The following is a 26333-nucleotide window of genomic DNA, read 5'->3' on the forward strand; positions in this document are numbered from 1 at the left end:
CCTGCCGGCACGAACAATGACCGAAATCCTGCTTACGCTTATCAGCGCCGCCCTGATCAACAACATCGTGTTGCACTGGCCGTTGGCCGTCGATCCGCTGCTGGCCGGCCAGCGCCGTCAGGTCCATGCCTTGGGTATTGCGACGACCTGCCTGATACTGGTCGTGAGCATGCTCGGCTACGCGCTCTATCAATGGCTGCTGGTGCCATTGCAATTGACGCCGTTGCGTCTGTTTGTGTTTCTGCCATTGAGCGTGCTGCTGATCAGCCCGCTGCTGAAGTTGCTGACGCGGGTGTTTTCGACACTGCCGTTCGAAGGCCTCTGGCCGTTGCTGCTGGGCAATGCCGGTGTGCTCGGCGTGGCCTTGCTCAACACTCAGCAAGACAAGGGTTTCTTTCACGCCACAGCCTTGAGCCTCGGTGCAGGGCTGGGCTTCTGGCTGGTGTTGAGCCTGTTCACTGATTTGCGTGAACGCACGGCCGACAACGATATTCCCCTGCCCTTTCGCGGCTTGCCGATCGACCTGATTGGTGCCGGCCTGATCGCAGTGGCTTTTCTCGGATTCAGCGGACTGATCAAAACATGAGTCTGATTCAAAGCATCGACGCACTCTTGCCGCAAACCCAATGCGGCAAGTGCGGCCACCCCGGGTGCAAGCCGTACGCCGAAGGCATCGCCAATGGCGAGCCGATCAACAAGTGTCCGCCAGGCGGCAACGAAACCATTAATGCCCTGGCCGAATTGCTGAAGGTTCCGGTGCTGGAGCTGGACATCACTCGCGGCTCGGCACCTGCGCAGATCGCCTATATCCGCGAAGCCGAGTGTATTGGTTGCACCAAGTGCATTCAGGCCTGCCCGGTCGATGCCATCGTCGGCGCGGCCAAACTGATGCACACGGTGATCATCGATGAGTGCACCGGTTGCGACCTCTGCGTGGCACCGTGCCCGGTGGACTGCATCGAAATGCGCCCACTGCCGCCGAACACGGTACTGCCCGTTGTCGGGGGCCTGGCCCTCACACCGCAGGCGCGTCAGGCCCGCACCCTCAAGCGCGATCACGCACGACGCCGCTTCGAACAACGCAATGCCCGCCTGCAGCGTGAGGAACAACAGAAAATCGCCGAGCGCCAGGCAAGGCAGCGAGCCGCGCAACCTGCCGCGGCGACAGCCGACCCGGTGCAGGCGGCCCTCGAGCGCGTCCGCGCACAGAAAACCGCCAATGCCGATGCCGTGCTGAAAAAGGCCAAAATCGATGTGGCGATGAGTCGGGCGCAGCTGCACAAATCGCTGAAGGCCTTTGGGCACCCGCCAACCTTCGAGCAGCAATCGCAGTTGATCGTCCTGCAACAGCAGTTCGAAGCCGCCGAGCAAAACCTGGCGCAACTGGAAAGCGTCGCCCCAACTGCCCCAGCGCCGACGGCCGCAGTTGTGTCGCCGAATGATGCCGATCTGAAACGGGCCAAGATCCAGCTGGCCATGCGTCGCGCCGAACTCAAGAAGGCTCAGGCCAACGAAGCACCGGCGGAACAAATCGAAGCCCTGGAGCGCGCACTCGGCGAAGCCGAACGCCTGGTGGACGCCCATGCCAGCCCTTGACGTGGTGGATGATCGCCTGAAACAGGCGATGAAACTGGTGCTGTTGGCCACGCTGCCGGGAATTCTGGCGGCGTTCTGGCTGTATGGCTGGGGCGTGTTGATCAATCTGGTTCTGGCGGCCGCTGCCGCGCTGGCCGTCGAGGCCGCCGTCGTGTATTTGCGCAAGCGACCGCCGGGGCCAACCTTGAGTGACGGTAGCGCGCTGGTCAGTGCCACGTTGCTGGCGCTGGCGCTGCCGCCTTACTGTCCATGGTGGCTGACCCTCAGTGCTGCCGCTTTTGCGATGGTGTTCGGCAAGCACTTGTATGGCGGCGTCGGTTCGAATCCCTTCAACCCGGCGATGCTCGGTCTTGCCCTGGTGCTGGTGACCTTTCCCCAGCCAATGACCCTTTGGCCATCACCCCATGGCATGGATCTGCCGAGCAGCTTGCAGCACGTGTTTGGCGTCGGCCATGCGCCGGATGCGTGGGTGCAGGCCACCGCACTGGACAGTCTGCGGATCAACAAAAGCCTGACCATGGACGAGCTGTTTGCCGGCAACCCGGCATTCGGCCACTTTGGCGGCCGGGGGGTGGAATGGGTGAACCTGGCCTTTGTGGCGGGTGGAGTGTTTCTCCTGCAACGAAAGGTGATCAGTTGGCATGCACCGGTCGGCATGCTGGCCAGCCTGTTCATCATCAGCCTGCTGTGCTGGAACGGTTCGGGCTCCGACTCCCATGGCTCGCCGTTGTTTCATCTGCTGACCGGCGCGACCATGCTGGGGGCGTTTTTCATCATCACCGAGCCAGTGTCCGGCCCCAGAAGCCCTGGCGCGAAACTGCTGTTCGGCGTTGGCGTGGGGCTCCTGACTTATCTGATTCGTACCTGGGGCGGCTATCCAGACGGCATCGCCTTCGCCGTGCTGTTGATGAACCTGTGCGTGCCGGCGCTGGAGCGGTTCGTGGCGGCCAGGCAACAGCCGGAGGCGCCATGAACCGGACATCAAGCATCGTGTTTGTGGTGCTATTGGCCGCACTGGGCCTTGGCGTGACCTACTTCGTGCAACTCGGTAGCGCGCCACGCATTGCAGCCGAACAGCGCCTGATCGACAGCGGTCATCTGCTGGACCTGATCGCGCCGGACAGCTACGACAATCAACCGCTCGAACACCCCATAACGATTGAAGCAACCGCACTGACCAACAGCACCTTGCTGGGTGGTTATCGGGCGACCCGGGCCGATCAACCCGTCGCGGTGTTGCTGCGCAGTCAAACCCTTGGCTACGCCGGTGCCATCGACCTGTTGATCGCTGTCGACGCCAATGGCAGGTTGCTGGGCGTCAAAACCCTCAAACAGTCGGAAACACCAGGACTGGGGGCACGGATCGCCGACTGGCCCAATGCCTGGCTCCAGGTTTTTTCCGGCAAGTCTCGAACAGAACCCGGTGACAGCGGCTGGGCGCTGAAAAAGGATCAGGGGCAGTTCGATCAGATCGCAGGCGCGACCATCACCTCAAGAGCGGTGATCAATGCCGTCCACGATGCCTTGCGCTACTTCGATGAACACCGGCAACAACTGCTCGGAATCCCTGCCCATGGATAACTCATCGACTCTGCGCAACGCCTTGATGCTGACGCCGCTGATCGGCGCCACCCACTCACTGATGGCTGCACTTGGCCTGTGCCTGATGTTCATGGCGGTGACCCATTTGTTCAGCCTGGCCATGGGCGCCCTGCGATCCCGACTGGTCCCGGCGACCCGCTTGCTGGCCAGCATCCTGTTGGCGGCCACGCTCACCAGTTGCGCGGAACTCATGGCACAAGCCTGGTCGCTGCAATGGCAGCAGCATCTCGGGTTTTATGGCGCCTTGATCGCCTTGCAATGCGTCGTACTGGAACACACCAGGTTCTTTCAGAACGGTTGGCGCCAACGCCTGCGACTCAATGGCCTGTTTGCCACGCTGATGATCGCGCTGGGCCTGCTGCGCGAACTCATCGGCAACGGAACACTTGGAAACCATCTATCGTGGCTGTTCGGCGCAACACAAACTGACTGGCAAGGCTGGGTACTGGTGGCTGATGGTGGCCTGCGCCTGGCCACATTGGTCCCTGGCGGGTTCATCCTGCTCGGACTGCTGATCGCCGCCTGGCAGGCCTGGCGCCCCACGCCCACACATTGATTGCCTTCGAGGAAACGTACTGCCCATGAATGCCGCAAAACGCCTGGAAATCTTCCGCAGACTGCACGAGGACAACCCGGAACCAAAGACCGAGCTGGCCTATTCCTCACCCTTCGAATTGCTGATTGCCGTGATTCTCTCGGCGCAGTCCACCGATGTCGGCGTCAACAAGGCCACGGCCAAGCTGTTCCCGGTCGCCAATACCCCGGCAGCGATCCATGCCCTGGGTGTCGAGGGACTGTCGGAGTACATCAAGACCATCGGCCTGTACAACAGCAAAGCGAAAAACGTGATCGAAACCTGCCGCTTGCTGGTCGAGCGTCACGCCGGCGAAGTCCCACAAACCCGCGAAGAGCTGGAAGCACTGCCCGGCGTCGGCCGCAAGACCGCCAATGTGGTACTCAATACGGCATTCCGTCAGCTGACCATGGCCGTCGACACGCATATTTTCAGAGTCAGCAACCGGACGGGCATTGCTCCCGGCAAGAATGTGGTGGAAGTCGAGAAAAAACTGATGAAATTCGTGCCCAGGGAGTACCTGCTCGACTCCCATCACTGGCTGATCCTTCACGGCCGCTATGTTTGCCTGGCCCGCAAGCCCCGATGCGGGAGCTGCCGGATCGAGGACTTGTGCGAATACAAGCACAAAACCTCCGACGATTGAGGCGCTATTAGGTTTATTGATATATCGATTGAAAAAATCTTTTTTACCCGCCGGGAGATTGTCGATATAAGGAGCGCCAAAGGCCTTCTTAGCCTGGAGCAACTAAATGAGTACTGGCAAAGAGCAATTGGACGTAGAAGACGATTTCACCACCGCTGAAACCGATGACGCTGAGCCGGTGGTTGAAGTAGCGAAAACCAATCTGAGCAAACGCCGCACCATCGACAACCTGCTGGAGGAGCGCCGACTGCAAAAGCAATTGGCCGATTACGATTTTGACTTATGACACCTGAAAGCCTCCCGAAACGGAGGCTTTTTTCTAAGTGCCATACCCCGGTAGGCGCCCCTTGTCGCGCAGTTACGTCATCACACCAGACCATTGCGTTGTGCCAACTCGATCAGATCGACCAGAGACCGCGCATTCAGTTTGAGCAACAGGCGGGTCTTGTAAGTACTGACTGTTTTATTGCTGAGAAACATTCCATCGGCAATCTCTTTATTGGTCTTTCCTCGGGCCAACTGTTGCAGGACCATCATTTCCCGCCCCGACAACCGATCAACCATATCGGCCTCACTGGCATTCCCCAAACTGCAACGCACGGTATGCAAGGCTTGATTAGGAAAGTAACTGTAGCCTGACAACACGGCCTTTATTGCACTGAGCAACTCCGTGAGGTCTTGTTGTTTGCAGACATAACCGGCCGCACCGGATTGCATGCAACGCATCGAAAAATGCCCCGGCGCCTGGGAAGTCAAAATCAGCACTTTCATCGGCATTGAGGTCGAAGACAAGCGCGCGATGACTTCCAATCCGTCCAGCTTCGGAATCCCGATATCCAGAATGACAATGTCCGGCATAAGTTCACGGGCTAGTTGCAGTGCGTCCACACCATTATCGGTTTCTGCAATAACTTCGTAGCCATGACGCTCCATTAGCATACGTACCGCAAGACGAATGACGGGGTGATCATCCACGATCAGCACTTTATTCATGGGCAAGTCCAATTTTCGCTGTTCGAATTTTTAGAGCCCGCACAATAGCCTAGTCGTTTCACCCATGGCATGTCGCCCCTCCCGGCCACCTACACCAAGAGACATACCCTACAAACAACACGGATTCCTCCTACAAAAATCCCTCGAACAGAATGAATTAAAAACTGTATCAGCGTCAGTGTGTCGCACTTTCCAGCAGCTACCCCTGTCGATTTACGACCAAAATTTTCCGAGAGTCGGCTTGATCAGTCGCGCCCTGATAAACACTAGCCTCTACCTCTCCGTTAAAACGTAACTGATATTTTCGCATTCATCACTCACACCAGAAATATCACACACCAAGCATCCAACTACTCTTACAGCAAATAATATTTTTTGAGCAATTATTAACACACCACCAATATTCAAAATCGGAGGGCAACACCACAAACAAATAAAAACGCCTATCAAAATCAACAAGCAATAAAAATAACTACAATAATCACCATACAAAACCAACCTCATAAACATTCGAGAAAAGACAATCCAGCATGAGCACAGAACATGATAAAAAGCCGAATCACCAACCCAATGACAATTATCGCGATATTCGCAGCACTCTCTGAAACTTCGGCTGCTGTTTCTCTACCCTTCCTTGACCAAGAGGAAAGAGAACTCTATGTCTGGTTTCTGATCAGCTTTCCGTTTTATTTACTTCTGCTTTTTTTCGCGACACTCAACTTCAACTACAAATCCCTTTATGCGCCTTCGGACTTTGAAAAGGGAAAGCACTTCATGAAGGTCATGGATGATGCTGGGCGGCCGGAAAAAAAAGCGTCCGGGAAGTCGTCCGAGAACCCTGCTCTGGAAGCGTCAACGAATGACCAGCCATCAGCTCGGACGCCCTGCGGCGCACAGGACCCGCCAACGGAGATTGGTCTGCAAACCACCGTCTTTGTTCAGCATCAGCTTCAGTTACCAGAACTTGTAAAAGACCTGTACATCATAGATGCACGCTGGATGAGCAAGGAGGTCGAGTTTGGAGCACTGCTGGAAAAAATCCAGAGACCACGGGAAAAGACGGCGTACGTGATTCTGTTTGTCACTTGTGCCGTTTCGGAGACTTTACTGAAAGCCAGTGCGCTTGAACATTCAAAGCAGGCCAGCAAGCGCAATGCCGCCTTTTATGTTGCCTACAATCTGGACTCGCACAGGTTATCGGTCATTGATCAGGCCGGGCAACCGGCGAACAACAACCTGTAGTACAGGTCAGACCATCGAGAAGGAGAAAAACAGGAAATCGTCAGCGCAAACGAAATACCCGACAACGTAGTAACTGGCGTCACACCCCGTTTTCAGGTACCTGACCTCGTCGAGGACGAGGTCAGGTATCCATCACGATTTCAAAGGTCTCAGAACAGCTTCCGGCCCTTGTTCGCCGCAATGCGCATGCGCAGGGCGTTGAGCTTGATGAAGCCCGCTGCATCCGCCTGGTTGTACGCGCCGCCATCTTCTTCGAAGGTAGCGATGTTGGCATCGAACAACGATTCGTCAGACTTGCGACCCGTAACGATCACATTGCCCTTGTACAGCTTCAGGCGAACAACACCGTTCACGTGGGCCTGGGACGCATCAATCATTTGTTGCAGCATCAGACGCTCAGGGCTCCACCAGTAACCGGTGTAGATCAGGCTGGCGTATTTCGGCATCAGCTCGTCTTTGAGGTGAGCGACTTCGCGGTCCAGGGTGATCGATTCGATCGCACGGTGAGCGCGCAGCATGATGGTGCCGCCAGGGGTTTCGTAGCAGCCACGGGACTTCATGCCCACATAACGGTTCTCGACGATGTCGAGACGACCGATACCGTGCTCACCACCGATACGGTTCAGGGTCGCCAGCACGGTGGCCGGAGTCATTTCGACGCCGTCCAGCGCAACGATGTCGCCGTTACGGTAGGTCAGTTCCAGGTACTGCGGCTTGTCTGGTGCGTTTTCCGGGGAAACGGTCCAGCGCCACATGTCTTCTTCGTGCTCGGTCCAGGTGTCTTCCAGCACGCCGCCTTCATAGGAGATGTGCAGCAGGTTGGCATCCATGGAGTACGGGGACTTCTTCTTGCCGTGGCGCTCGATCGGAATCCCGTGCTTATCGGCGTAATCCATCAGCTTTTCACGGGACAACAGGTCCCACTCGCGCCAAGGGGCGATCACTTTCACACCTGGCTTCAAGGCGTACGCACCGAGTTCGAAACGAACCTGGTCGTTACCCTTGCCGGTGGCGCCATGGGAAATGGCGTCTGCACCGGTTTCGTTGGCAATTTCGATCAGGCGCTTGGCGATCAGCGGACGAGCGATGGAAGTACCCAGCAGGTACTCGCCTTCATAAACGGTGTTGGCGCGGAACATCGGGAAAACGAAATCGCGCACGAACTCTTCGCGCAAGTCGTCGATGTAGATCTCTTTGACGCCCATGGCCTGAGCCTTGGCGCGTGCAGGTTCGACCTCTTCGCCCTGACCCAGGTCAGCGGTGAAGGTCACCACTTCACAGTTATAAGTATCCTGCAGCCACTTGAGGATCACCGAAGTGTCCAGGCCGCCGGAATACGCCAGAACAACCTTGTTTACGTCCGCCATGCCATCACTCCACGGGGTTCTACGGAAAGCCGGGAAGTCTACCGCTCATACAGAATAATTTACAGTGGCGCGACAGCTTATGACGACGAAGCGACAGATTCTGTCGAGGGCGCGACGATTACAGCCGGGTCAGGAAGTGGCCGAAGCGGCCGCTTTCGTCGCTTGCGGGGCGACTTGTTCCGCTGGTGCTCCGCGCTCCAGGCGCACCGCTACTCGACGATTCTTCGCGCGGTTGGTGTTGTTGGTATTAGGCGCCACCGGATAACGCTCGCCATGGAAACGCAGGGTGATTTGCGACTCCTGGATGCCGTTGGCCTTGAAGAACTCCATCACTGCCAGGGCTCGGCGCCGCGACAGGTCGCGGTTGGTCAGGCGGTTGCCGCTGTTGTCGGAGTGACCGTCGAGCTCGATGTGATTAACCGTCGGATCGGCCTTCATGTACTCCAGCATCACCTGCAGTTTGGCTTTTGCGGCGCTGTCGAGTTCGATTCCGCCGCCGGGGAAGCCGATTTCGGATTGCTTCACCTGTTCGAAATTCTTTGGCAACAGTTTCGCCACGCAACCCTGGTAGTCGGCAAATGCTTTGGTGAACCTGACCGGCAACAAGCGCACTTCCGACACCCGTCCATCCCCCGATGAATGTCGAACCACCGGGCTGCGACCGTCCATCAGACCACTGATCAGACGCCCGGCCTGAACCTGTGAGCTGTTGAACAATACGTTGCCACTGCCGATTCTCACCGTACCCAGGTTGATATCGTCACGTCCCGGTTGCCACGGCGCAGCAGCGGCCAGCAGCGTCGCCGAGCCACCGCCAATCATCGGGTTGTAGGCTTTCAGACGAAACGTCGCCTGCTCGCCGGCACGACGCACGAACTCGCCCGAACCGAAGTCGGTAACCGGCTGAGTCAGGCGGCATTCGAACTTGTCGCCTTCGACCGTCCACTCAATGTTCTCCAGACGTGTCTGGAAAGTGAGCGCCATCGCCGGAAGGCTGGCAAACACAATGAGCAAGGCTAAATAACGCTGGCGCACGGGAGGCTCCACTGGCTTCTACAACAAAAAGACCGACACACACATGTTTACGGCATACCTGTTGGATATCGGAAGCTTCCTGCAAAACTTGATAGCGAGTGCCTGCAAGAGTCTTTTCCGGTAGCATTCCCTTGAGTTTGACCCGCCTGGAATCCCCTCATGTCCGACCGCCTGACCCTGCTGCGTCCCGACGACTGGCATATTCATCTTCGCGATGGTGCCGTGTTGACCAATACCGTCGCGGATGTCGCGCGCACCTTTGGCCGCGCCATCATCATGCCCAACCTGGTTCCACCAGTGCGCAACGCGGCCGAAGCCGACGGCTATCGCCAGCGGATTCTCGCTGCCCGCCCGGCTGGCAGCCTGTTCGAGCCATTGATGGTCCTGTACCTGACCGACCGCACCCAGCCCGAAGAAATTCGCGAGGCCAAGGCCAGCGGATTCATTCACGCCGCCAAGCTGTACCCGGCCGGCGCGACCACCAACTCGGACTCTGGCGTCACCAGCATCGACAAGATCTTCCCTGCACTCGAGGCCATGGCCGAAGTCGGGATGCCGTTGTTGGTCCACGGTGAAGTCACCCGGGGCGATGTCGACGTGTTCGACCGCGAAAAAATCTTCATCGACGAGCACATGCGTCGTGTGGTCGAGCGCTTCCCGACCCTCAAAGTGGTCTTCGAACACATCACCACCACGGACGCCGTGCAGTTCGTCAACTCGGCTTCGGCCAACGTGGGCGCGACCATCACCGCGCACCACCTGCTGTACAACCGCAACCACATGCTGGTGGGCGGGATTCGGCCGCACTTCTATTGCCTGCCGATCCTCAAGCGCAATACCCACCAGGAAGCCCTGCTCGACGCCGCCACCAGCGGCAGCGAGAAGTTCTTCCTCGGCACCGACTCGGCGCCCCACGCCCAGCACGCCAAGGAAGCGGCCTGCGGTTGCGCCGGTTGCTACACCGCCTATGCGGCCATCGAGATGTATGCCGAAGCCTTCGAACAGCGCAATGCGCTGGACAAGCTCGAGGCCTTCGCCAGCCTCAACGGCCCGCGGTTCTATGGTCTGCCGGCCAACACCGATCGCATCACCCTGGTCCGCGAAGAATGGACCGCCCCGACCAGCCTGCCATTTGGCGAGCTGACCGTTATCCCGCTGCGCGCCGGTGAAAAACTGCGCTGGCGCCTGCTGGAGGAACACGCGTGAGTGAAGACCATTTCGACGACGAACTGGAAGGCAATGGCGGCGGAGGCGGCCCTCGTCATCCAATGGCGGCAAGGTTCCGTGGTTACCTGCCGGTTGTCGTCGACGTAGAAACCGGTGGCTTCAATTCGGCCACCGACGCCCTGCTGGAGATCGCCGCGACCACCATCGCCATGGATGAAAAGGGTTTTGTTTACCCGGATCACACCTACTTCTTCCGTGTCGAGCCGTTCGAAGGCGCAAACATCGAAGCGGCGGCCCTGGAGTTCACCGGGATCAAGCTCGATCACCCCCTGCGCATGGCGGTGAGCGAAGAGTCTGCCCTGAACGATATCTTCCGCGGCGTGCGCAAGGCCCTCAAGGCCAATGGCTGCAAACGGGCGATCCTGGTCGGGCATAACAGCAGCTTCGACCTGGGCTTCCTCAATGCGGCGGTTGCGCGGCTGGACATGAAGCGCAATCCGTTCCATCCGTTCTCCAGTTTCGATACCGCAACGCTCGCCGGCCTCGCTTACGGTCAAACCGTACTGGCCAAGGCTTGCCAGGCAGCGGACATCGACTTCGACGGTCGCGAGGCTCACTCGGCTCGCTATGACACCGAGAAGACGGCAGAGCTGTTCTGCGGCATCGTCAATCGCTGGAAACAGATGGGTGGCTGGGAAGACTTCGACGACTGAGTCGGCCCCGGCGTTATCCCGCCCATAAAAAAACCGGCCTCGATGGCCGGTTTTTTTGTACCTGCTTTTTATAGCTGGAGCGTGCGCCTTACAGAGCGGCAGCGTGCTCGGTCAGGTAAGCGGCAACGCCTTCTGGCGAAGCGTTCATGCCTTTGTCGCCTTTTTTCCAGTTGGCAGGGCAGACTTCGCCATGCGCTTCGTGGAATTGCAGAGCGTCGACCAGACGGATCAGCTCTTCCATGTTACGGCCCAGCGGCAGGTCGTTGATGATCTGCGAGCGGACAACGCCTTTGTCGTCGATCAGGAACGCGCCACGGAAAGCCACGCCGTCAGCGGACTGAACGTCGTAGGCCTTCATGATGTCCTGCTTGATGTCGGCAGCCATGGTGTAGCGAACCTGGCCGATACCGCCGCTGTTCACTGGAGTGTTGCGCCATGCGTTGTGGGTGAAGTGCGAGTCGATCGAAACAGCGATCACTTCAACGTTGCGTGCCTTGAACTCGGACATGCGGTTGTCCAGAGCGATCAGCTCGGACGGGCAAACGAAGGTGAAGTCCAGTGGGTAGAAGAACACCAGGCCGTATTTGCCTTTGATCGCCGAAGACAGGGTGAAGCTGTCAACGATCTCGCCATTGCCGAGTACGGCCGGTACGGTGAAGTCAGGGGCTTGTTTGCCTACGAGTACGCTCATTGGATATCTCCTGGTGTAATAGCGTGAGAAACAGGGTTCGCATCAGCCTGCCACCCTGAGGCGACAGCCCTGTGACACGATCCCCGGTCGCAAAAGACCGGCCATCATACACCGCGTGTTTGAGCTGGCTTAGCTGTTTTTTCCCCGTACGATGAAATCCCCGACGGTTTTGTATCACCGATTTGCCATGCCGACCGTTCGTCAGCCATACCCGTTTATGACGAAAAGTGCTCTGAAACCACTTTGACAATCATTCTCGTTAACATTAAGATCCATCGCAATTGAGTCAAAACCAGCGACGGTCCTTCCTTATGTATGTTTGCCTCTGCACTGGCGTCACCGACGGTCAAATCCGCGATGCGATCTATGAAGGATGCTGCAGCTACAAGGAAGTCCGTGTGGCTACCGGCGTTGCCAGCCAGTGCGGCAAATGTGCCTGCCTCGCCAAGGAAGTGGTCCGCGAGACGCTGACCAAACTGCAAACAGCCCAGGCTGCAATTCCTTTTCCAGCAGAATTTACAGCCGCTTAAATATCGAATTTCAAAGAACCGGACATATGTCCGGTTTTTTTATGCCTCAAAATCAACTAGTTATGCTCTAGACGCGGAACACAAACATTCTTATTCCGATTAATTTTCATTTAAGTTTCAATAACTTAGGTTTGACACTATTAAATACGCGGCTCAAACTCTGCTCTATTGACAGCTAATACAGGGCAGGACCCCATCATGAAAGGCGACGTTACAGTCATCCAGCATCTCAACAAGATCCTCGCCAATGAGCTGGTCGCGATCAATCAATATTTCCTGCATGCGCGCATGTATGAAGATTGGGGCCTGAACAAGCTCGGCAAGCACGAGTACCACGAATCCATCGATGAGATGAAGCACGCGGACAAGCTGATCAAGCGCATCCTGTTCCTTGAAGGCCTGCCGAACGTCCAGGACCTGGGCAAGCTGCACATCGGCGAGCACACCAAGGAAATGCTGGAGTGCGATCTGCGTATCGAGAAAACCGGCCATGCCGATCTGAAAGTGGCTATCGCGCATTGCGAAACAGTTGGCGACTTCGGTAGCCGTGAGCTGCTCGAAGATATCCTCGAGTCCGAAGAAGAACATATCGACTGGCTGGAAACCCAATTGGGCCTGATCGACAAGATCGGTATGGAGAACTACCTGCAATCGCAGATGGGCGAAGAGTAGGAGCTGCCGCAGGCTGCGATCCTGGCGATTGCAGCGGCAACTATGCAGTAACTATCCAGACACAAAAAAAAGCCCCGCACTCTTTCGAGTAGCGGGGCTTTTTATTGCTGAAGATCAAAAGATCGCAGCCTGCGGCAGCTCCTACAGGGGAGCCAAGCGAATCAGGCTTCGGTCTTTGGAGCAGCAGCCTTGGCGGCGGCGTCCTTGATCAGGCTCTGCAGCGAACCGTCAGCAGCCATTTCAGTCATGATGTCGCTGCCGCCGACCAGCTCACCGCCGACCCACAGTTGTGGGAAGGTTGGCCAGTTGGCGTATTTTGGCAGGTTGGCGCGGATTTCCGGGTTCTGCAGGATGTCCACGTACGCAAACTTTTCGCCACACGCCATCACGGCCTGCGCGGCTTTCGCGGAGAAGCCGCACTGCGGGGCATTCGGCGAGCCTTTCATGTAAAGCAGAATGGTGTTGTTGGCAATCTGCTCTTTAATCGTTTCGATGATATCCATGGAGCACCTCGGCTGAACTTTCCGACTCATGGGTCGGCACGGTGGCGCATTGTAACGGAAAGCCGAGCACCCTGCTCGGTCTCTCCGTCTGACTGATTCAAGCCGCCGCCACGGTCACCGGCACGCCATTGAGCGCGGCATTTCCCGACAGTTCGTCAATCTGGCGTTCGTCGGTCAGGTCGTTGGCGCTGGAGCCCGGCTGGCTGCTGGCAATCGACATTTGTACGCCCGGCCGCGCGTGGCCCCAACCGTGAGGCAGGCTGACCACGCCTTTCATCATGTCCAGACTGCCAAGCACTTCGACTTCGATCACACCCACCCGCGAGCTGACCCGGACGCGCTGTCCGTCGCTGAGCCCGCGACTGGCCAGGTCGTCCGGATGCATCAGCAACTGGTGACGTGGCTTGCCTTTCACCAGCCGATGATAGTTATGCATCCATGAGTTGTTGCTGCGTACATGCCGGCGGCCAATCATCAACAACTCGTCGGCGGCCGGCGCCTGCAAGGCTGCGAAGCGCGCCAGGTCAGCGAGAATCGCGGCCGGTGCGGCCTGGATGCGTTGATTGGCAGTCTTCAGGCGTGGCGTCAGGTTAGGCTTGAGCGCGCCCAGATCGACGCCATGGGGATGATCGAACAAAGTCGCCAGCGACAGCTTGTGCTCTGAATTGTCGCCGTACATTCCCATGCGCAGGCCGCGATCGATCATTTGCGCCGGAGCGATGGTGGGCTTCAACTCTTTACCGGTCCTGGCGGCAAATGCCTTGGCCAGGCCGACGAAAATCTCCCAGTCATGCAATGCACCTTGGGGTTTTGCGAGGATCGCGCGGTTGAAGCGGCTGACGTTGCGCACCGCAAACAGGTTGAACGTGGTGTCGTAATGGTCGTTTTCCAGCGCCGATGTAGACGGCAGGATCAAGTCGGCGTAACGCGTGGTTTCATTGATGTACAGGTCGATGCTGACCATGAACTCCAGCCCGTCCAGCGCCTGTTCGAGCTTTCGGCCATTGGGCGTAGACAGCACCGGATTGCCCGCCACGGTGATCAGCGCGCGGACTTGCCCTTCCCCTTCGGTGAGCATCTCCTCGGCCAGCGCCGACACCGGAAACTCTCCGGCGTACTCCGGGCGCCCGGAAACCCGGCTCTGCCACAGGTTGAAATGCCCGCCCGAAGTCGTTGCCACCAGATCCACTGCTGGCTCGGTGCACAAGGCACCGCCCACGCGATCGAGATTGCCGGTGACCAGGTTGATCAACTGCACCACCCAATGGCACAGCGTACCAAAGGCCTGGGTCGAGACGCCCATGCGGCCATAGCAGACTGCACTCGGCGCCGCGGCGAAGTCCCGCGCCAACTGGCGGATCTGTTCGGCCGGTACGGCGCACAACGGGCTCATGGTCTCGGCAGTGAACGGCGCGACGGCCTTCCGTACGTCCTCCAGTCCGTCTACCGGCAAATGGCTGTCGCGGGTCAGACCTTCAGCGAACAAGGTATTGAGCAGGCCGAACAACAGCGCTGCATCCCCACCCGGGCGCACGAACAGATGCTGGTCGGCAATCGCCGCCGTCTCACTACGGCGCGGATCGACCACCACCACCTTGCCGCCCCGGGCCTGTATCGCCTTCAAGCGTTTTTCCACATCCGGCACGGTCATGATGCTGCCGTTCGACGCCAGCGGGTTGCCGCCCAGGATCAGCATGAAATCGGTGTGATCGATGTCCGGGATCGGCAATAACAGACCGTGGCCGTACATCAAATGACTGGTCAGGTGATGGGGCAATTGATCGACCGAGGTGGCGGAAAACCGGTTGCGGGTTTTCAACAGGCCGAGGAAGTAGTTGCTGTGGGTCATCAGCCCGTAATTGTGCACGCTCGGGTTGCCCTGATAGACCGCCACGGCGTTTTGCCCGTGACGCTCCTGTATGGCGGCGAGGCGTTCGGCAACCAGATTGAATGCCGCTTCCCACTCGATGGGTTGCCATTCATTGCCCACCCGCTGCATCGGCTGATGCAGGCGATCCGGATCGTTCTGAATGTCTTGCAAGGCCACGGCCTTGGGGCAGATGTGCCCACGGCTGAACGTATCCTGGGGGTCGCCCTTGATCGAAGTGATCTGGACGTTACCGCCTTCGACCCTGGTGGTTTCGATGGTCAGGCCACAGATGGCTTCGCACAAATGGCACGCACGGTGATGGAGAGTCTTGGTCATGGCCAGTCTCTGTCTTGTTTTGGGCGGGCAACGTTGGCCGCGGAAACAAAACTATGGCGCCAGAGCCGCCGCCACGCCAGCGACGTTCGTCTTGTGAATCGAGCGTTATCAGGCCAGCCGATGGCCGCCCGAGTTCAGCTCGAAGGCAGCCTGGGCGGTGCCTGCAACTGGATTTCCTGAAGGGCTTCAATCGGCCCGTGGGGGCCATGCACGCCGGTCAGTTCGCCGATCAGGCGCCAGTGTTCGTCGAGCCCGGCACTGATGAATGACAGGTCAGAAACCGACTGTCAGCGCACCATTGCCGCCCCGCCTGATTGCCAAGCCCCGAGGGGCCGGTGTACAAATGAACCGCTGCTATCAGGAAACAGGCTTCAAAAGCGCTACCTCGGTGAACCCGTAGCACCTCTGAAACTCCCTAAAAACTGTAGCCCTATTGGTAAGACGCGACATTTAATTATAAGATCGCGCCTTCCCCTATTTCGTCGCCCCGTGCGGCTTACGCCGCAGGTCTCGCCCGTTGTTCCGTTAAACAAGGCTTTGAGTATCTGCGGTTTGTAGCAAAAGGTAGTCAATGATGAGCGCAAGGCACTTTCTCTCCCTGATGGATTGCACGCCCGAAGAGCTGGTCAGCGTGATCCGTCGAGGCGTTGAGCTCAAGGACCTGCGTAACCGCGGCGTACTGTTCGAGCCTCTGAAAAACCGCGTCCTGGGGATGATTTTCGAGAAATCCTCGACCCGTACCCGGATCTCCTTCGAGGCCGGCATGATCCAGCTCGGCGGCCAGGCGATCTTCCTGTCGCCCCGTGACACCCAACTGGGCCGTGGCGAGCCGATCGGCGACTGCGCCATCGTCATGTCGAGCATGCTCGACGCGGTGATGATCCGTACCTTTGCCCACAGCAACCTGACCGAATTCGCCGCCAACTCCCGCGTACCGGTGATCAACGGCCTGTCCGATGACCTGCACCCGTGCCAGTTGCTGGCCGACATGCAGACCTTCCTCGAACACCGCGGCTCCATCCAGGGCAAGACCGTGGCCTGGATCGGCGACGGCAACAACATGTGCAACAGCTATATAGAAGCGGCGATCCAGTTCGACTTCCAGTTGCGTGTTGCCTGCCCGGAAGGCTACGAACCCAACCCGGTGTTCCTGGCCAAGGCCGGCGATCGGGTCACCATCGTTCGCGATCCGAAGGAAGCCGTGCGTGGTGCACACTTGGTGAGCACCGACGTCTGGACCTCCATGGGCCAGGAAGAGGAAACCGCCAAGCGTCTGCAACTGTTCGCACCGTACCAGGTCAACCGCGCCCTGCTCGACCTGGCCGCTGAAGACGTGCTGTTCATGCACTGCCTGCCGGCGCACCGTGGCGAGGAAATCAGCGTCGACCTGCTCGACGACCCGCGCTCTGTGGCCTGGGATCAAGCCGAAAACCGTCTGCATGCGCAAAAGGCCTTGCTCGAATTCCTCGTTCCGCCTTCGTACCACCACGCATGAGCCAGCCATTACTGCTTAACCTGCGCAACCTCGCCTGCGGCTATCAAGACCAGCGCGTGGTGCAGAACCTCAACCTGCACCTCAACGCAGGCGACATCGGTTGCCTGCTGGGCTCTTCGGGCTGCGGCAAGACCACCACCCTGCGGGCGATTGCCGGTTTCGAACCGGTTCACGAAGGCGAAATCCAGCTGGCTGGCGAGACCATCTCCAGCGCCGGCTTCACCCTCGCTCCGGAGAAGCGTCGTATCGGCATGGTGTTCCAGGACTACGCGCTGTTTCCGCATTTGAGCGTGGCCGACAACATCGCCTTCGGCATACGCAAGCATCCGCAAAAGGATCGCGTGACCGAAGAGCTGCTGGAACTGGTCAATCTGAAGAACCTCGGCAAGCGCTTCCCCCACGAGCTTTCCGGTGGTCAGCAGCAACGTGTCGCCCTGGCCCGTGCCCTGGCGCCGGAGCCGCAACTGCTGTTGCTCGACGAACCCTTCTCCAACCTTGATGGCGAATTGCGCCGCAAGCTCAGCCATGAAGTACGCGACATCCTCAAGGCCCGTGGCACCAGCGCGATTCTGGTGACTCACGACCAGGAAGAAGCCTTCGCGGTCAGCGACCACGTTGGCGTGTTCAAGGAAGGTCGCCTGGAACAGTGGGATACGCCCTACAACCTGTATCACGAACCGCTGACACCCTTCGTCGCGAGTTTCATCGGCCAGGGCTATTTCATTCGCGGTCAGATGAGCAGCCCCGAATCGGTGCAAACCGAGCTGGGTGAGTTGCGCGGCAATCGGGCTTACACCTGGCCGGTAGGCGGCGCCGTGGACGTGCTGCTGCGCCCGGACGATATCGTCTATGCGCCGGAAAGCGCACTGAAGGCGCGAATTGCCGGCAAGACGTTCCTCGGCGCATCGACCCTGTATCGCTTGCAACTGCCGACAGGCGCACAGCTGGAATCGATCTTCCCGAGCCATGTCGACCGTCAGGTTGGGGCGGATGTGGGGATTCGTGTCGCGGCTGAACACCTGGTGCTGTTCCAGGCGTCCGGCAGCACGGCGGCGCAGATTCCGGTGGCTGAATCCGGTGTCCGGCGTTACAGCCCCGCTAACTGAACAACACAATCCCTGTGGGAGCGAGCTTGCTCGCGATGGCGTCGGATCAGTCAACAACCTTGTTGAATGTAATACCGCTATCGCGAGCAAGCTCGCTCACACATTGGATTTGCGCTAGCTCAACATCAGCGTTCCGCTTGCTACGAGTGTCGCATTGCCGCCGATCTTCACCCGATCGCCTTCCAGGCGGCAGAACAACTCCCCGCCCCGTGCCGAACGCTGAAAAGCCGTCAGGCTCGATTTACCCAAACGCTTTGACCAGTATGGAATCAGAAGGCAATGGGTCGATCCGGTCACCGGGTCTTCATTGATGCCGATTGCCGGGGCGAAGTAGCGGGAAACGAAATCGTGCTGCTCGCCCCGCGCCGTCACGATGGCGCCCAACCATGGCAGTTTCGCCAGGGCCACCATGTCCGGCTTGCAGTCGAGCACCGCTTGCTCCGACTCCAGCACCACGAACAGCTCATTCGAAGCCAGTACCTCGACAGCCTTCACGCCCAGTGCACGCTCGATGTCCGAGATCACGTTCACCGGCGACGCAGTGATCGACGGGAAATCCAGCCACAGTCGCCCACCTTCACGGGTAACGCTCAACGGGCCGGATTTACAGTTAAAGTCCAGTCGCTCGACGGGCTCCTTATAGATTTCAAACAGCACATAGGCGCTAGCCAGCGTCGCGTGACCGCACAATGGCACCTCGGTGGTCGGCGTAAACCAGCGGATGTGCCAGCCCTGCCCTTCACGCACGACAAACGCCGTTTCGGCGAGGTTGTGTTCGGCGGCAATCTTTTGCATCAACTCATCGGCGAGCCATGTATCGAGCCGATAGACCATCGCCGGATTGCCGCTGAATGGCTGATTGCTGAACGCGTCGACCTGATGAAACTCAAGCTGCATAACCTTCTCCCTTTGTCAGACTGCCGAGCATGCCGCGCTGGCCCAGCCGGCACCAGTGACAGAGCCGGCTGATTTTCACCATACAGCGCTGCACTTGCTTCGAGGCTCACTCACGGCCGATATCGGCAAACTTCGCCTGGGTGTGTTCGGCCAGCACTGCCGGTGCCAGCTCAACTTCCAGCCCTCGTCGGCCCGCACTGACAAAAATGCTGGCGAAGGGCTGGGCCGAATTATCAATGAAGGTACGCAAACGCTTTTTCTGCCCCAGCGGACTGATCCCGCCCAATAAATAGCCAGTGGAGCGCTGCGCTGCCGCCGGGTCGGCCATTTCGACCTTTTTCACGCCCGCGGCGTGGGCCAGCCCTTTCAAGTCCAGGCTGCCGACAACCGGCACCACGGCCACCAGCAACTCTCCTTTTTCGCTGGCCGCCAGCAAGGTCTTGAACACCTGCGCCGGATCGAGCCCGAGTTTTTCCGCCGCTTCCAGCCCGTAGGAGGCGGCCTTGGGGTCATGTTCGTAACTGTGTACGCGATGTTCGGCCCGAACCTTTTTCAACAAATCCAATGCGGGGGTCATGACAGCTCCAGACTGGGCGGCAGAAGAAAAATACTGCGCCCGATTCTAGGACATTGATCATTAAAAGGCTCTACGGCGGCGCATCCATGACGCCATTGCCTGGCCATCCCATTGCGCAATGACTCATTCATTCATGCAACGAATAGTTTTTTTGTGACCGATGGTTCACTTTCGACCTTTGACATCAGCGTTTCTTGTCTATATTTTTTCGTTTCTGAAACTGTACGAAACGTCCTACCGCTGCACCCAGCAGTAAACCGCGACCAGGATGGGGATCCTGCCTCGGCGAAAAATGCGCTCCGACCATGATGGAAAAAAGCGCCAGACAACAAAAAAATGAGGTTTCAATGACAACTGCTTTACAACAACCGTCGCTCTCGAGCCAATGCATGGCCGAGTTCCTGGGTACGGCGCTGCTGATCTTTTTTGGTACAGGTTGCGTTGCCGCGCTCAAGGTCGCGGGTGCCAGTTTTGGCTTGTGGGAAATCAGCATTATCTGGGGCGTCGGCGTCAGCATGGCGATCTACCTTACCGCCGGGATTTCCGGGGCTCATCTGAACCCTGCCGTCAGCATTGCCCTGAGCATTTTCGCGGACTTCGAAAAGCGTAAATTGCCTTTCTACATACTCGCCCAGGTGGCGGGCGCCTTCTGTGGAGCGCTGTTGGTCTACACCCTCTACAGCAATCTATTTTTCGAATTCGAACAAACGCACCATATGGTTCGCGGCACTCAAGCCAGCCTTGAGTTGGCCTCCGTGTTCTCCACCTTCCCGAATCCTGTGCTGACCACCGCCCAGGCATTTCTGGTCGAGGTGATCATCACGGCCATCCTGATGGGCGTGATCATGTCCCTGACCGATGACAATAATGGCCTGCCCAAAGGCCCGCTGGCACCGCTGCTGATCGGCCTGCTGATTGCGGTGATCGGCAGTTCGATGGGACCGCTGACCGGTTTTGCCATGAACCCTGCGCGGGACTTCGGCCCTAAACTGATGACTTTCTTCGCTGGCTGGGGTGAAATTTCCCTCACCGGCGGACGCGATATTCCGTATTTCCTGATTCCTGTTTTTGCACCGATTGTCGGTGCCTGCCTCGGTGCTGCAGCCTATCGCGGGTTGATTGCCCGCCATCTGCCCAGCGCCGTACCTGCTACAAAGGATGCAACAGCTGCCATTGACGGCAAACCCAGAACTTCTTGATACCGTTGGCGCGTGCCCCTGCCCTTTGATCGCGCGCCAGACCTCACTCCCTTATTTCGTCCAAGGCAATCGACATGACCGACACACAGAATAAGAACTACATCATTGCCCTCGATCAGGGTACGACCAGCTCCCGCGCGATCATTTTCGACCGCGACGCGAATGTGGTCTGCACCGCCCAACGGGAGTTCGCACAGCACTACCCGCAAGCCGGCTGGGTCGAACACGACCCGATGGAAATCTTCGCCACCCAAAGCGCCGTGATGGTCGAGGCCCTGGCACAAGCCGGCCTGCACCACGACCAAGTGGCAGCCATCGGCATCACCAACCAGCGCGAAACCACCGTGGTCTGGGACAAGAACACCGGGCGCCCGATCTACAACGCCATCGTCTGGCAGTGCCGACGCAGCACCGAGATCTGCCAGCAGCTCAAGCGCGATGGCCACGAGCAATACATCAGCGACACCACCGGCCTGGTCACCGATCCGTATTTCTCCGGCACCAAGCTCAAGTGGATCCTCGACAACGTCGAAGGCAGCCGCGAGCGCGCGCGCAACGGCGAACTGTTGTTCGGCACCGTCGACAGCTGGCTGATCTGGAAATTTACCGGCGGCAAGGTGCATGTCACCGACTACACCAACGCTTCGCGCACCATGCTCTTCAACATCCACACCCTGGAGTGGGACGCGAAGATGCTGGAGGTGCTGGATATTCCGCGCGAAATGCTGCCGGAAGTTAAATCGTCCTCGGAAATTTATGGCCGTACCAAAAGCGGCATCGCCATCGGCGGCATAGCCGGTGACCAGCAAGCCGCCCTGTTCGGCCAGATGTGCGTCGAGCCAGGCCAAGCGAAAAACACCTACGGCACTGGCTGCTTCCTGTTGATGAACACCGGCGACAAAGCGGTGAAATCCCAACACGGCATGCTCACCACCATCGCTTGCGGCCCACGTGGCGAAGTGGCCTACGCGCTGGAAGGCGCGGTGTTCAACGGCGGTTCTACCGTGCAGTGGCTGCGTGACGAACTGAAGATCATCAACGACGCCCACGACACCGAATACTTCGCCAACAAGGTCAAGGACAGCAACGGCGTGTATCTGGTGCCAGCCTTCACCGGTCTTGGCGCTCCCTACTGGGACCCGTACGCCCGTGGCGCACTGTTCGGCCTGACCCGCGGCGTACGCGTGGATCACATCATTCGTGCCGCGCTGGAGTCGATTGCCTACCAGACCCGCGACGTGCTCGACGCCATGCAGCAGGACTCCGGCGAACGCCTCAAGGCCCTGCGCGTGGACGGCGGTGCAGTGGCGAACAATTTCCTCATGCAGTTCCAGGCCGACATCCTCGGCACACAGGTCGAGCGTCCGCAAATGCGCGAAACCACGGCACTGGGTGCGGCTTACCTGGCAGGCCTGGCCTGTGGCTTCTGGGGCAGCCTGGACGAATTGCGCGGCAAGGCAGTGATCGAGCGCAAGTTCGAGCCGACGCTGGATGAAACGGCGAAGGAAAAACTCTACGCAGGGTGGAAAAAAGCGGTCAGCCGCACCCGCGATTGGGCGGCTGAAGACGAGGCCGAATAAGCCAAGACGCAGGCTCGTATCTGTATGTAACTGGTAGGGAGCGGATTCCTGCGGCATCATGGGCAAATTTTGCACGGCAGCCCAAAGGACGCCCCATGAATCTGCCTCCCCGTCAGCAGCAAATCCTCGAACTGGTCCGCGAACGCGGCTATGTCAGCATCGAGGAAATGGCCACGCTGTTCGTAGTTACCCCGCAGACCATTCGCCGCGACATCAATCAGCTCGCGGAAGCCAATTTGTTGCGTCGCTACCACGGCGGCGCGGCTTACGACTCCAGCGTTGAAAACACCGCCTACGCCATGCGCGCCGATCAGATGCGCGATGAGAAACAGCGTATCGGCGAAGCCATTGCCGCGCAGATTCCCGACCATGCCTCGTTGTTCATCAACATCGGCACGACCACCGAATCCATTGCCCGGGCACTGCTCAATCACAATCACCTGAAGATCATCACCAACAACCTGCACGTCGCCTCCATGCTCAGCGCCAAGGACGATTTCGATGTCCTGCTGACCGGCGGCAACGTGCGGCGCGATGGTGGCGTGGTGGGTCAGGCCAGTGTCGATTTCATCAACCAGTTCAAGGTCGACTTCGCCCTGGTCGGCATCAGCGGCATCGATGAAGACGGCAGCCTGCTGGACTTCGACTATCAGGAAGTGCGGGTATCCCAGGCGATCATCGCCAATGCCCGGCAAGTGATCCTCGCAGCCGACTCCAGCAAGTTCGGGCGCAACGCCATGATTCGCCTGGGGCCGATCAGCCTGGTCGATTGCCTGGTCACCGATCAGCAACCCTCCCCGGCGCTGGCGCAGCTGTTGAACCAGCATAAGGTTCGGCTGGAAGTCGTTTAACCCCCCCCTCGGCCTTAAAAGATCGCAGCCTTCGGCAGCTCCTACGGATGCACTCAAACCTGTAGGAGCTGCCGAAGGCTGCGATCTTTTGCTTTTATGTTCGTAAATTTTCCTTTAACGGCCCTTCGATGAGTATTTTCAATCGAAGCTGACTGGCTGCGCGCGTCTTTATGGGCTAGTATTTTCGCAAATGAACATTAATGTTCGAATTCAAATACAGAACATCAAAGAATTCCGAGGCCGTGCCGATGCCCACTTCCACCTTGCCTACGCCCCCTCTCGCCGAGGTCTACGATATCGCCGTCATCGGTGGCGGGATCAATGGCGTGGGGATCGCAGCGGATGCCGCCGGTCGCGGCCTCTCGGTGTTCCTTTGCGAAAAGGATGACCTGGCCAGCCATACCTCGTCGGCCAGCAGCAAGCTGATTCACGGTGGCCTGCGCTACCTCGAACATTACGAATTCCGCCTGGTGCGTGAAGCCCTGGCCGAACGTGAAGTGCTGTTGGCCAAGGCTCCGCACATCGTCAAGCAAATGCGTTTCGTGTTGCCGCACCGCCCGCACCTGCGCCCGGCGTGGATGATCCGCGCCGGTCTGTTCCTCTATGACAACCTGGGCAAGCGCGAACAACTGCAAGGTTCGAAAAGCCTGAAGTTCGGCCCCGACAGCGCGCTCAAAAGCGAGATCACCAAAGGCTTCGAATACTCCGATTGCTGGGTCGACGACGCGCGCCTGGTGGTGCTGAACGCCATGGCCGCCCGGGAAAAAGGCGCCCACGTTCACACCCAGACCCGCTGCGTCAGCGCACGCCGCGCCAAGGGCCTGTGGCACCTGCACCTGGAACGCGCCGATGGCAGCCTGTTTTCGATTCGCGCCAAGGCATTGGTGAATGCGGCCGGGCCATGGGTCGCCAGGTTCATTCGCGATGACTTGAAGATGGAATCGCCATACGGCATCCGCCTGATCCAGGGCAGCCACCTGATCGTGCCGAAACTGTACGAAGGCGAACACGCGCACATCCTGCAAAACGAAGATCAGCGCATCGTGTTCACCATTCCGTACCTGAATCACTTCACCCTGATCGGCACCACCGACCGCGAGTACACCGGCGATCCGGCGAAGGTGGCAATTACCGACGGCGAAACCGATTACCTGTTGAACGTGGTCAACGCCCATTTCAAAAAGCAAATCGGCCGCGACGACATCCTGCACAGCTATTCCGGTGTGCGTCCGCTGTGCAACGACGAATCCGACAACCCGTCGGCCGTGACCCGCGATTACACCCTGGCGCTGTCTGGCACTGGCGAAGAAGCTCCGTTGCTGTCGGTGTTCGGCGGCAAGCTCACCACCTATCGCAAACTGGCCGAGTCGGCGCTGGCGCAACTGGCACCCTACTTCAAGCACATCAAGCCAAGCTGGACCGCCAGCGCCACGCTGCCGGGGGGTGAAGACATGACCACCCCGCAGGCCTTGAGCTCGCGTATCCGCGACAAATTCGACTGGCTACCGAGCGAGATCGCGCGCCGCTGGGCCACCACCTACGGCAGCCGCACCTGGCGCATGCTCGAAGGCGTACAGGACCTCAGCGATATGGGTGAGCACATCGGCGGCGGTCTCTACACCCGCGAAGTCGACTATCTGTGCAGCGAAGAATGGGCCACCAGCGCCCACGACATCCTCTGGCGTCGCAGCAAGCTCGGCTTGTTCACGACGACGGCCGAACAGGAAAAGCTCAAGGGCTACCTGAACCAGGTCGAACAGAACCGCAGCAAGATCGAAGCGGCCTGATCGGTCACCGGCATAAACAAAAGCCCCTGAATCTCGCGATTCAGGGGCTTTTTCGTATCGATGGATTTCAGTCGCGCAAATCCGATTCATGAATCGGCTGCTCACGGTGAGTCGCCCGCTGATACTGCGCCGGCCACACGGCCTTGTGCCCGCCCAGATCGTCATCCGCGTGCAGCGCCCAGTACGGATCGCGCAACAACTCACGGGCCAGGAAGATGATGTCCGCCTGACAGGTGCGCAGGATGTGCTCGGCCTGGGCCGGCTCGGTGATCATGCCGACTGTGCCGGTGGCCATGCCCGACTCCTTGCGCACCCGCTCGGCGAAGCGGGTCTGGTAACCCGGCCCTGTGGGAATCTCCGCATTCACTGCCGTCCCGCCCGACGAGACGTCGATCAGGTCCACCCCCAGGGCTTTGAGGCGGCGCGCCAGCTCCACGGTTTCATCGGGGTTCCAGCCGTCTTCCACCCAGTCGGTGGCCGAGACCCGGACAAACACCGGCAACTCTTCAGGCCACACCGCACGCACCGCCTCGGTGACCTGCAGCACCAGCCGAATACGATTTTCGAACGAACCGCCATATTGATCGCGACGCTGATTGCTCAACGGTGACAGGAACTGATGCAGCAGGTAACCATGGGCCGCATGTACTTCGACCACCTTGAAACCGGCCGTCAGTGAGCGCTTTGCCGCATCGACAAAGGCCTGGATGACCTTGGCGATCTCGCCGTCATCGAGTTGCCTGGGTTGGGTGTGCTGTGGGTCGAATGCAATCGGTGAAGGGCCGACCGGCACCCAGCCGCCTTCATCGGGCTTGACGCTGCCATGCTTGCCGAGCCACGGCCGGTAGGTGCTTGCCTTACGCCCGGCATGAGCCAGCTGAATGCCGGCAACGGCGCCCTGGGCGGTGATAAAGCGGGTGATGCGTTGCAGGGGTTCGATCTGTTCGTCATTCCAAAGACCGAGGTCCTCGGCCGTGATACGCCCGTCGGCGGTGACCGCCGTGGCTTCGGTAAACACCAGCCCGGCCCCGCCGACAGCGCGGCTGCCGAGGTGGACCAGGTGCCAGTCATTGGCCAGGCCATCGGCACTGGAGTACTGGCACATCGGCGATACCGCGATGCGGTTGGGCAGGGTCAATTGGCGAAGGGTAAAGGGTTCAAGCAGCAGACTCATGGGGCACCTCTCGAATCAGTGGGCAGGCTCCAGGTTCTGTTTGAATAGTCGACGAGTGACAGGAAAAAGGTACAACACCCGCCCCCGCGGGCAAAAAATTCGACAAGACGTCACAAGGCCAAAATCAAGC

At 58.9% G+C, this 26333-nt stretch carries 27 protein-coding genes; 18 read left to right on the forward strand and 9 right to left on the reverse strand.

The window, feature by feature from the left end; genetic code table 11:
• The first annotated feature begins 16 nt into the window (after positions 1-16).
• The 7 genes from AC3IP0_RS22925 (at position 17) to AC3IP0_RS22955 (ending at position 4704) form a co-directional block, all read left to right on the forward strand.
• Positions 17-586, forward strand: a complete 570-nt coding sequence (locus tag AC3IP0_RS22925) for an electron transport complex protein RnfA (RefSeq protein WP_489317100.1) — start codon at positions 17-19, stop codon at positions 584-586.
• The gene (gene rsxB, locus AC3IP0_RS22930; RefSeq protein ID WP_489317101.1) at positions 583-1596 is read left to right on the forward strand and encodes an electron transport complex subunit RsxB; all 1014 of its coding nucleotides are present in this window, start codon (positions 583-585) and stop codon (positions 1594-1596) included. The genes AC3IP0_RS22925 and rsxB overlap by 4 nt, the downstream gene beginning before the upstream one ends.
• Positions 1583-2569, forward strand: a complete 987-nt coding sequence (locus tag AC3IP0_RS22935; RefSeq protein WP_489317102.1) for an RnfABCDGE type electron transport complex subunit D — start codon at positions 1583-1585, stop codon at positions 2567-2569. The genes rsxB and AC3IP0_RS22935 overlap by 14 nt, the downstream gene beginning before the upstream one ends.
• Positions 2566-3177: an RnfABCDGE type electron transport complex subunit G gene (locus AC3IP0_RS22940; RefSeq protein ID WP_489317103.1), complete on the forward strand. Its 612-nt coding sequence runs from the start codon at positions 2566-2568 to the stop codon at positions 3175-3177. The genes AC3IP0_RS22935 and AC3IP0_RS22940 overlap by 4 nt, the downstream gene beginning before the upstream one ends.
• Complete coding sequence (locus AC3IP0_RS22945) at positions 3170-3754, forward strand: Rnf-Nqr domain containing protein (protein ID WP_489325979.1); 585 nt, start codon at positions 3170-3172, stop codon at positions 3752-3754. The genes AC3IP0_RS22940 and AC3IP0_RS22945 overlap by 8 nt, the downstream gene beginning before the upstream one ends.
• Before the next feature lie 25 nt (positions 3755-3779).
• Positions 3780-4418 carry an endonuclease III gene (gene nth / locus AC3IP0_RS22950; protein WP_007972326.1) on the forward strand — a complete coding sequence of 213 codons (639 nt, stop codon included), beginning with the start codon at positions 3780-3782 and terminating at the stop codon, positions 4416-4418.
• A 106-nt stretch (positions 4419-4524) separates the two neighbouring features.
• Positions 4525-4704: a PA3496 family putative envelope integrity protein gene (locus tag AC3IP0_RS22955; RefSeq protein ID WP_007972325.1), complete on the forward strand. Its 180-nt coding sequence runs from the start codon at positions 4525-4527 to the stop codon at positions 4702-4704.
• A gap of 80 nt (positions 4705-4784) precedes the next feature.
• Here the strand turns inward: AC3IP0_RS22955 and AC3IP0_RS22960 are convergent, their stop codons facing one another.
• Positions 4785-5411 (reverse strand): response regulator transcription factor, encoded by a 627-nt coding sequence (locus AC3IP0_RS22960; RefSeq protein ID WP_008053528.1) that lies wholly within the window; start codon positions 5409-5411, stop codon positions 4785-4787.
• A 543-nt stretch (positions 5412-5954) separates the two neighbouring features.
• Between AC3IP0_RS22960 and AC3IP0_RS22965 the strand changes: the two genes are divergently transcribed.
• A complete protein-coding gene (locus AC3IP0_RS22965) occupies positions 5955-6653 on the forward strand; it encodes a hypothetical protein (protein ID WP_489325981.1) in 699 nt (232 codons plus the stop codon).
• A gap of 149 nt (positions 6654-6802) precedes the next feature.
• On the opposite strand, the gene AC3IP0_RS22970 is transcribed toward AC3IP0_RS22965, so the two are convergent.
• Together AC3IP0_RS22970 and AC3IP0_RS22975 are read right to left on the reverse strand one after the other, a co-directional pair.
• Positions 6803-8020, reverse strand: a complete 1218-nt coding sequence (locus AC3IP0_RS22970) for an argininosuccinate synthase (protein ID WP_489317107.1) — start codon at positions 8018-8020, stop codon at positions 6803-6805.
• A gap of 129 nt (positions 8021-8149) precedes the next feature.
• Positions 8150-9055, reverse strand: coding sequence for a flagellar protein MotY (locus tag AC3IP0_RS22975; RefSeq protein ID WP_489325983.1), 906 nt, complete (start codon positions 9053-9055; stop codon positions 8150-8152).
• A 159-nt stretch (positions 9056-9214) separates the two neighbouring features.
• Between AC3IP0_RS22975 and pyrC the strand changes: the two genes are divergently transcribed.
• Both pyrC and rnt read left to right on the forward strand, forming a co-directional pair.
• Positions 9215-10261, forward strand: coding sequence for a dihydroorotase (gene pyrC / locus AC3IP0_RS22980; protein WP_223447880.1), 1047 nt, complete (start codon positions 9215-9217; stop codon positions 10259-10261).
• Positions 10258-10935 (forward strand): ribonuclease T, encoded by a 678-nt coding sequence (rnt, locus tag AC3IP0_RS22985; protein WP_046043606.1) that lies wholly within the window; start codon positions 10258-10260, stop codon positions 10933-10935. The genes pyrC and rnt overlap by 4 nt, the downstream gene beginning before the upstream one ends.
• An 88-nt stretch (positions 10936-11023) precedes the next feature.
• Here the strand turns inward: rnt and AC3IP0_RS22990 are convergent, their stop codons facing one another.
• Positions 11024-11626 carry a peroxiredoxin gene (locus AC3IP0_RS22990; protein WP_489317109.1) on the reverse strand — a complete coding sequence of 201 codons (603 nt, stop codon included), beginning with the start codon at positions 11624-11626 and terminating at the stop codon, positions 11024-11026.
• A 311-nt stretch (positions 11627-11937) separates the two neighbouring features.
• Between AC3IP0_RS22990 and AC3IP0_RS22995 the strand changes: the two genes are divergently transcribed.
• On the forward strand, positions 11938-12156 hold the full coding sequence (locus AC3IP0_RS22995; protein WP_008053520.1) for a bacterioferritin-associated ferredoxin: 219 nt from the start codon (positions 11938-11940) through the stop codon (positions 12154-12156).
• A gap of 198 nt (positions 12157-12354) precedes the next feature.
• Entirely contained in the window at positions 12355-12828 is a 474-nt protein-coding gene (bfr, locus tag AC3IP0_RS23000) for a bacterioferritin (protein WP_489317110.1), read from the forward strand.
• Between the two features lie 161 nt (positions 12829-12989).
• Here bfr and grxD read toward each other — a convergent pair whose 3' ends face one another.
• Together grxD and AC3IP0_RS23010 are read right to left on the reverse strand one after the other, a co-directional pair.
• Positions 12990-13331, reverse strand: coding sequence for a Grx4 family monothiol glutaredoxin (grxD, locus tag AC3IP0_RS23005; RefSeq protein ID WP_046042012.1), 342 nt, complete (start codon positions 13329-13331; stop codon positions 12990-12992).
• A 97-nt stretch (positions 13332-13428) separates the two neighbouring features.
• Positions 13429-15537: a molybdopterin oxidoreductase family protein gene (locus AC3IP0_RS23010; RefSeq protein ID WP_489325985.1), complete on the reverse strand. Its 2109-nt coding sequence runs from the start codon at positions 15535-15537 to the stop codon at positions 13429-13431.
• 574 nt (positions 15538-16111) lie between these two features.
• On the opposite strand from AC3IP0_RS23010, the gene argF reads away from it, so the two are divergent.
• Together argF and AC3IP0_RS23020 are read left to right on the forward strand one after the other, a co-directional pair.
• Complete coding sequence (argF, locus tag AC3IP0_RS23015; protein WP_489325987.1) at positions 16112-17032, forward strand: ornithine carbamoyltransferase; 921 nt, start codon at positions 16112-16114, stop codon at positions 17030-17032.
• Positions 17029-18138, forward strand: a complete 1110-nt coding sequence (locus AC3IP0_RS23020) for an ABC transporter ATP-binding protein (RefSeq protein ID WP_489325989.1) — start codon at positions 17029-17031, stop codon at positions 18136-18138. Before argF ends, AC3IP0_RS23020 begins: the two co-directional genes overlap by 4 nt.
• A gap of 114 nt (positions 18139-18252) precedes the next feature.
• Here the strand turns inward: AC3IP0_RS23020 and AC3IP0_RS23025 are convergent, their stop codons facing one another.
• Complete coding sequence (locus AC3IP0_RS23025; RefSeq protein WP_489317113.1) at positions 18253-19035, reverse strand: PhzF family phenazine biosynthesis protein; 783 nt, start codon at positions 19033-19035, stop codon at positions 18253-18255.
• 106 nt (positions 19036-19141) lie between these two features.
• The gene (gene ybaK / locus AC3IP0_RS23030; RefSeq protein WP_489317114.1) at positions 19142-19612 is read right to left on the reverse strand and encodes a Cys-tRNA(Pro) deacylase; all 471 of its coding nucleotides are present in this window, start codon (positions 19610-19612) and stop codon (positions 19142-19144) included.
• A gap of 347 nt (positions 19613-19959) precedes the next feature.
• Here ybaK and AC3IP0_RS23035 point away from each other — a divergent pair, with 347 nt between their 5' ends.
• The 4 genes from AC3IP0_RS23035 (at position 19960) to glpD (ending at position 25029) form a co-directional block, all read left to right on the forward strand.
• Positions 19960-20811: an MIP/aquaporin family protein gene (locus AC3IP0_RS23035; RefSeq protein ID WP_489317115.1), complete on the forward strand. Its 852-nt coding sequence runs from the start codon at positions 19960-19962 to the stop codon at positions 20809-20811.
• 74 nt (positions 20812-20885) lie between these two features.
• Positions 20886-22391, forward strand: a complete 1506-nt coding sequence (gene glpK / locus AC3IP0_RS23040; RefSeq protein ID WP_489317116.1) for a glycerol kinase GlpK — start codon at positions 20886-20888, stop codon at positions 22389-22391.
• A gap of 95 nt (positions 22392-22486) precedes the next feature.
• Positions 22487-23242 (forward strand): DeoR/GlpR family transcriptional regulator, encoded by a 756-nt coding sequence (locus tag AC3IP0_RS23045; protein WP_046042004.1) that lies wholly within the window; start codon positions 22487-22489, stop codon positions 23240-23242.
• A 248-nt stretch (positions 23243-23490) separates the two neighbouring features.
• Positions 23491-25029, forward strand: a complete 1539-nt coding sequence (gene glpD, locus AC3IP0_RS23050) for a glycerol-3-phosphate dehydrogenase (RefSeq protein ID WP_489317117.1) — start codon at positions 23491-23493, stop codon at positions 25027-25029.
• A gap of 67 nt (positions 25030-25096) precedes the next feature.
• On the opposite strand, the gene AC3IP0_RS23055 is transcribed toward glpD, so the two are convergent.
• Positions 25097-26203 carry an NADH:flavin oxidoreductase/NADH oxidase gene (locus AC3IP0_RS23055; RefSeq protein ID WP_056726151.1) on the reverse strand — a complete coding sequence of 369 codons (1107 nt, stop codon included), beginning with the start codon at positions 26201-26203 and terminating at the stop codon, positions 25097-25099.
• Positions 26204-26333: the final 130 nt, after the last annotated feature.

This window comes from Pseudomonas sp. GL_103 (assembly GCF_057835175.1).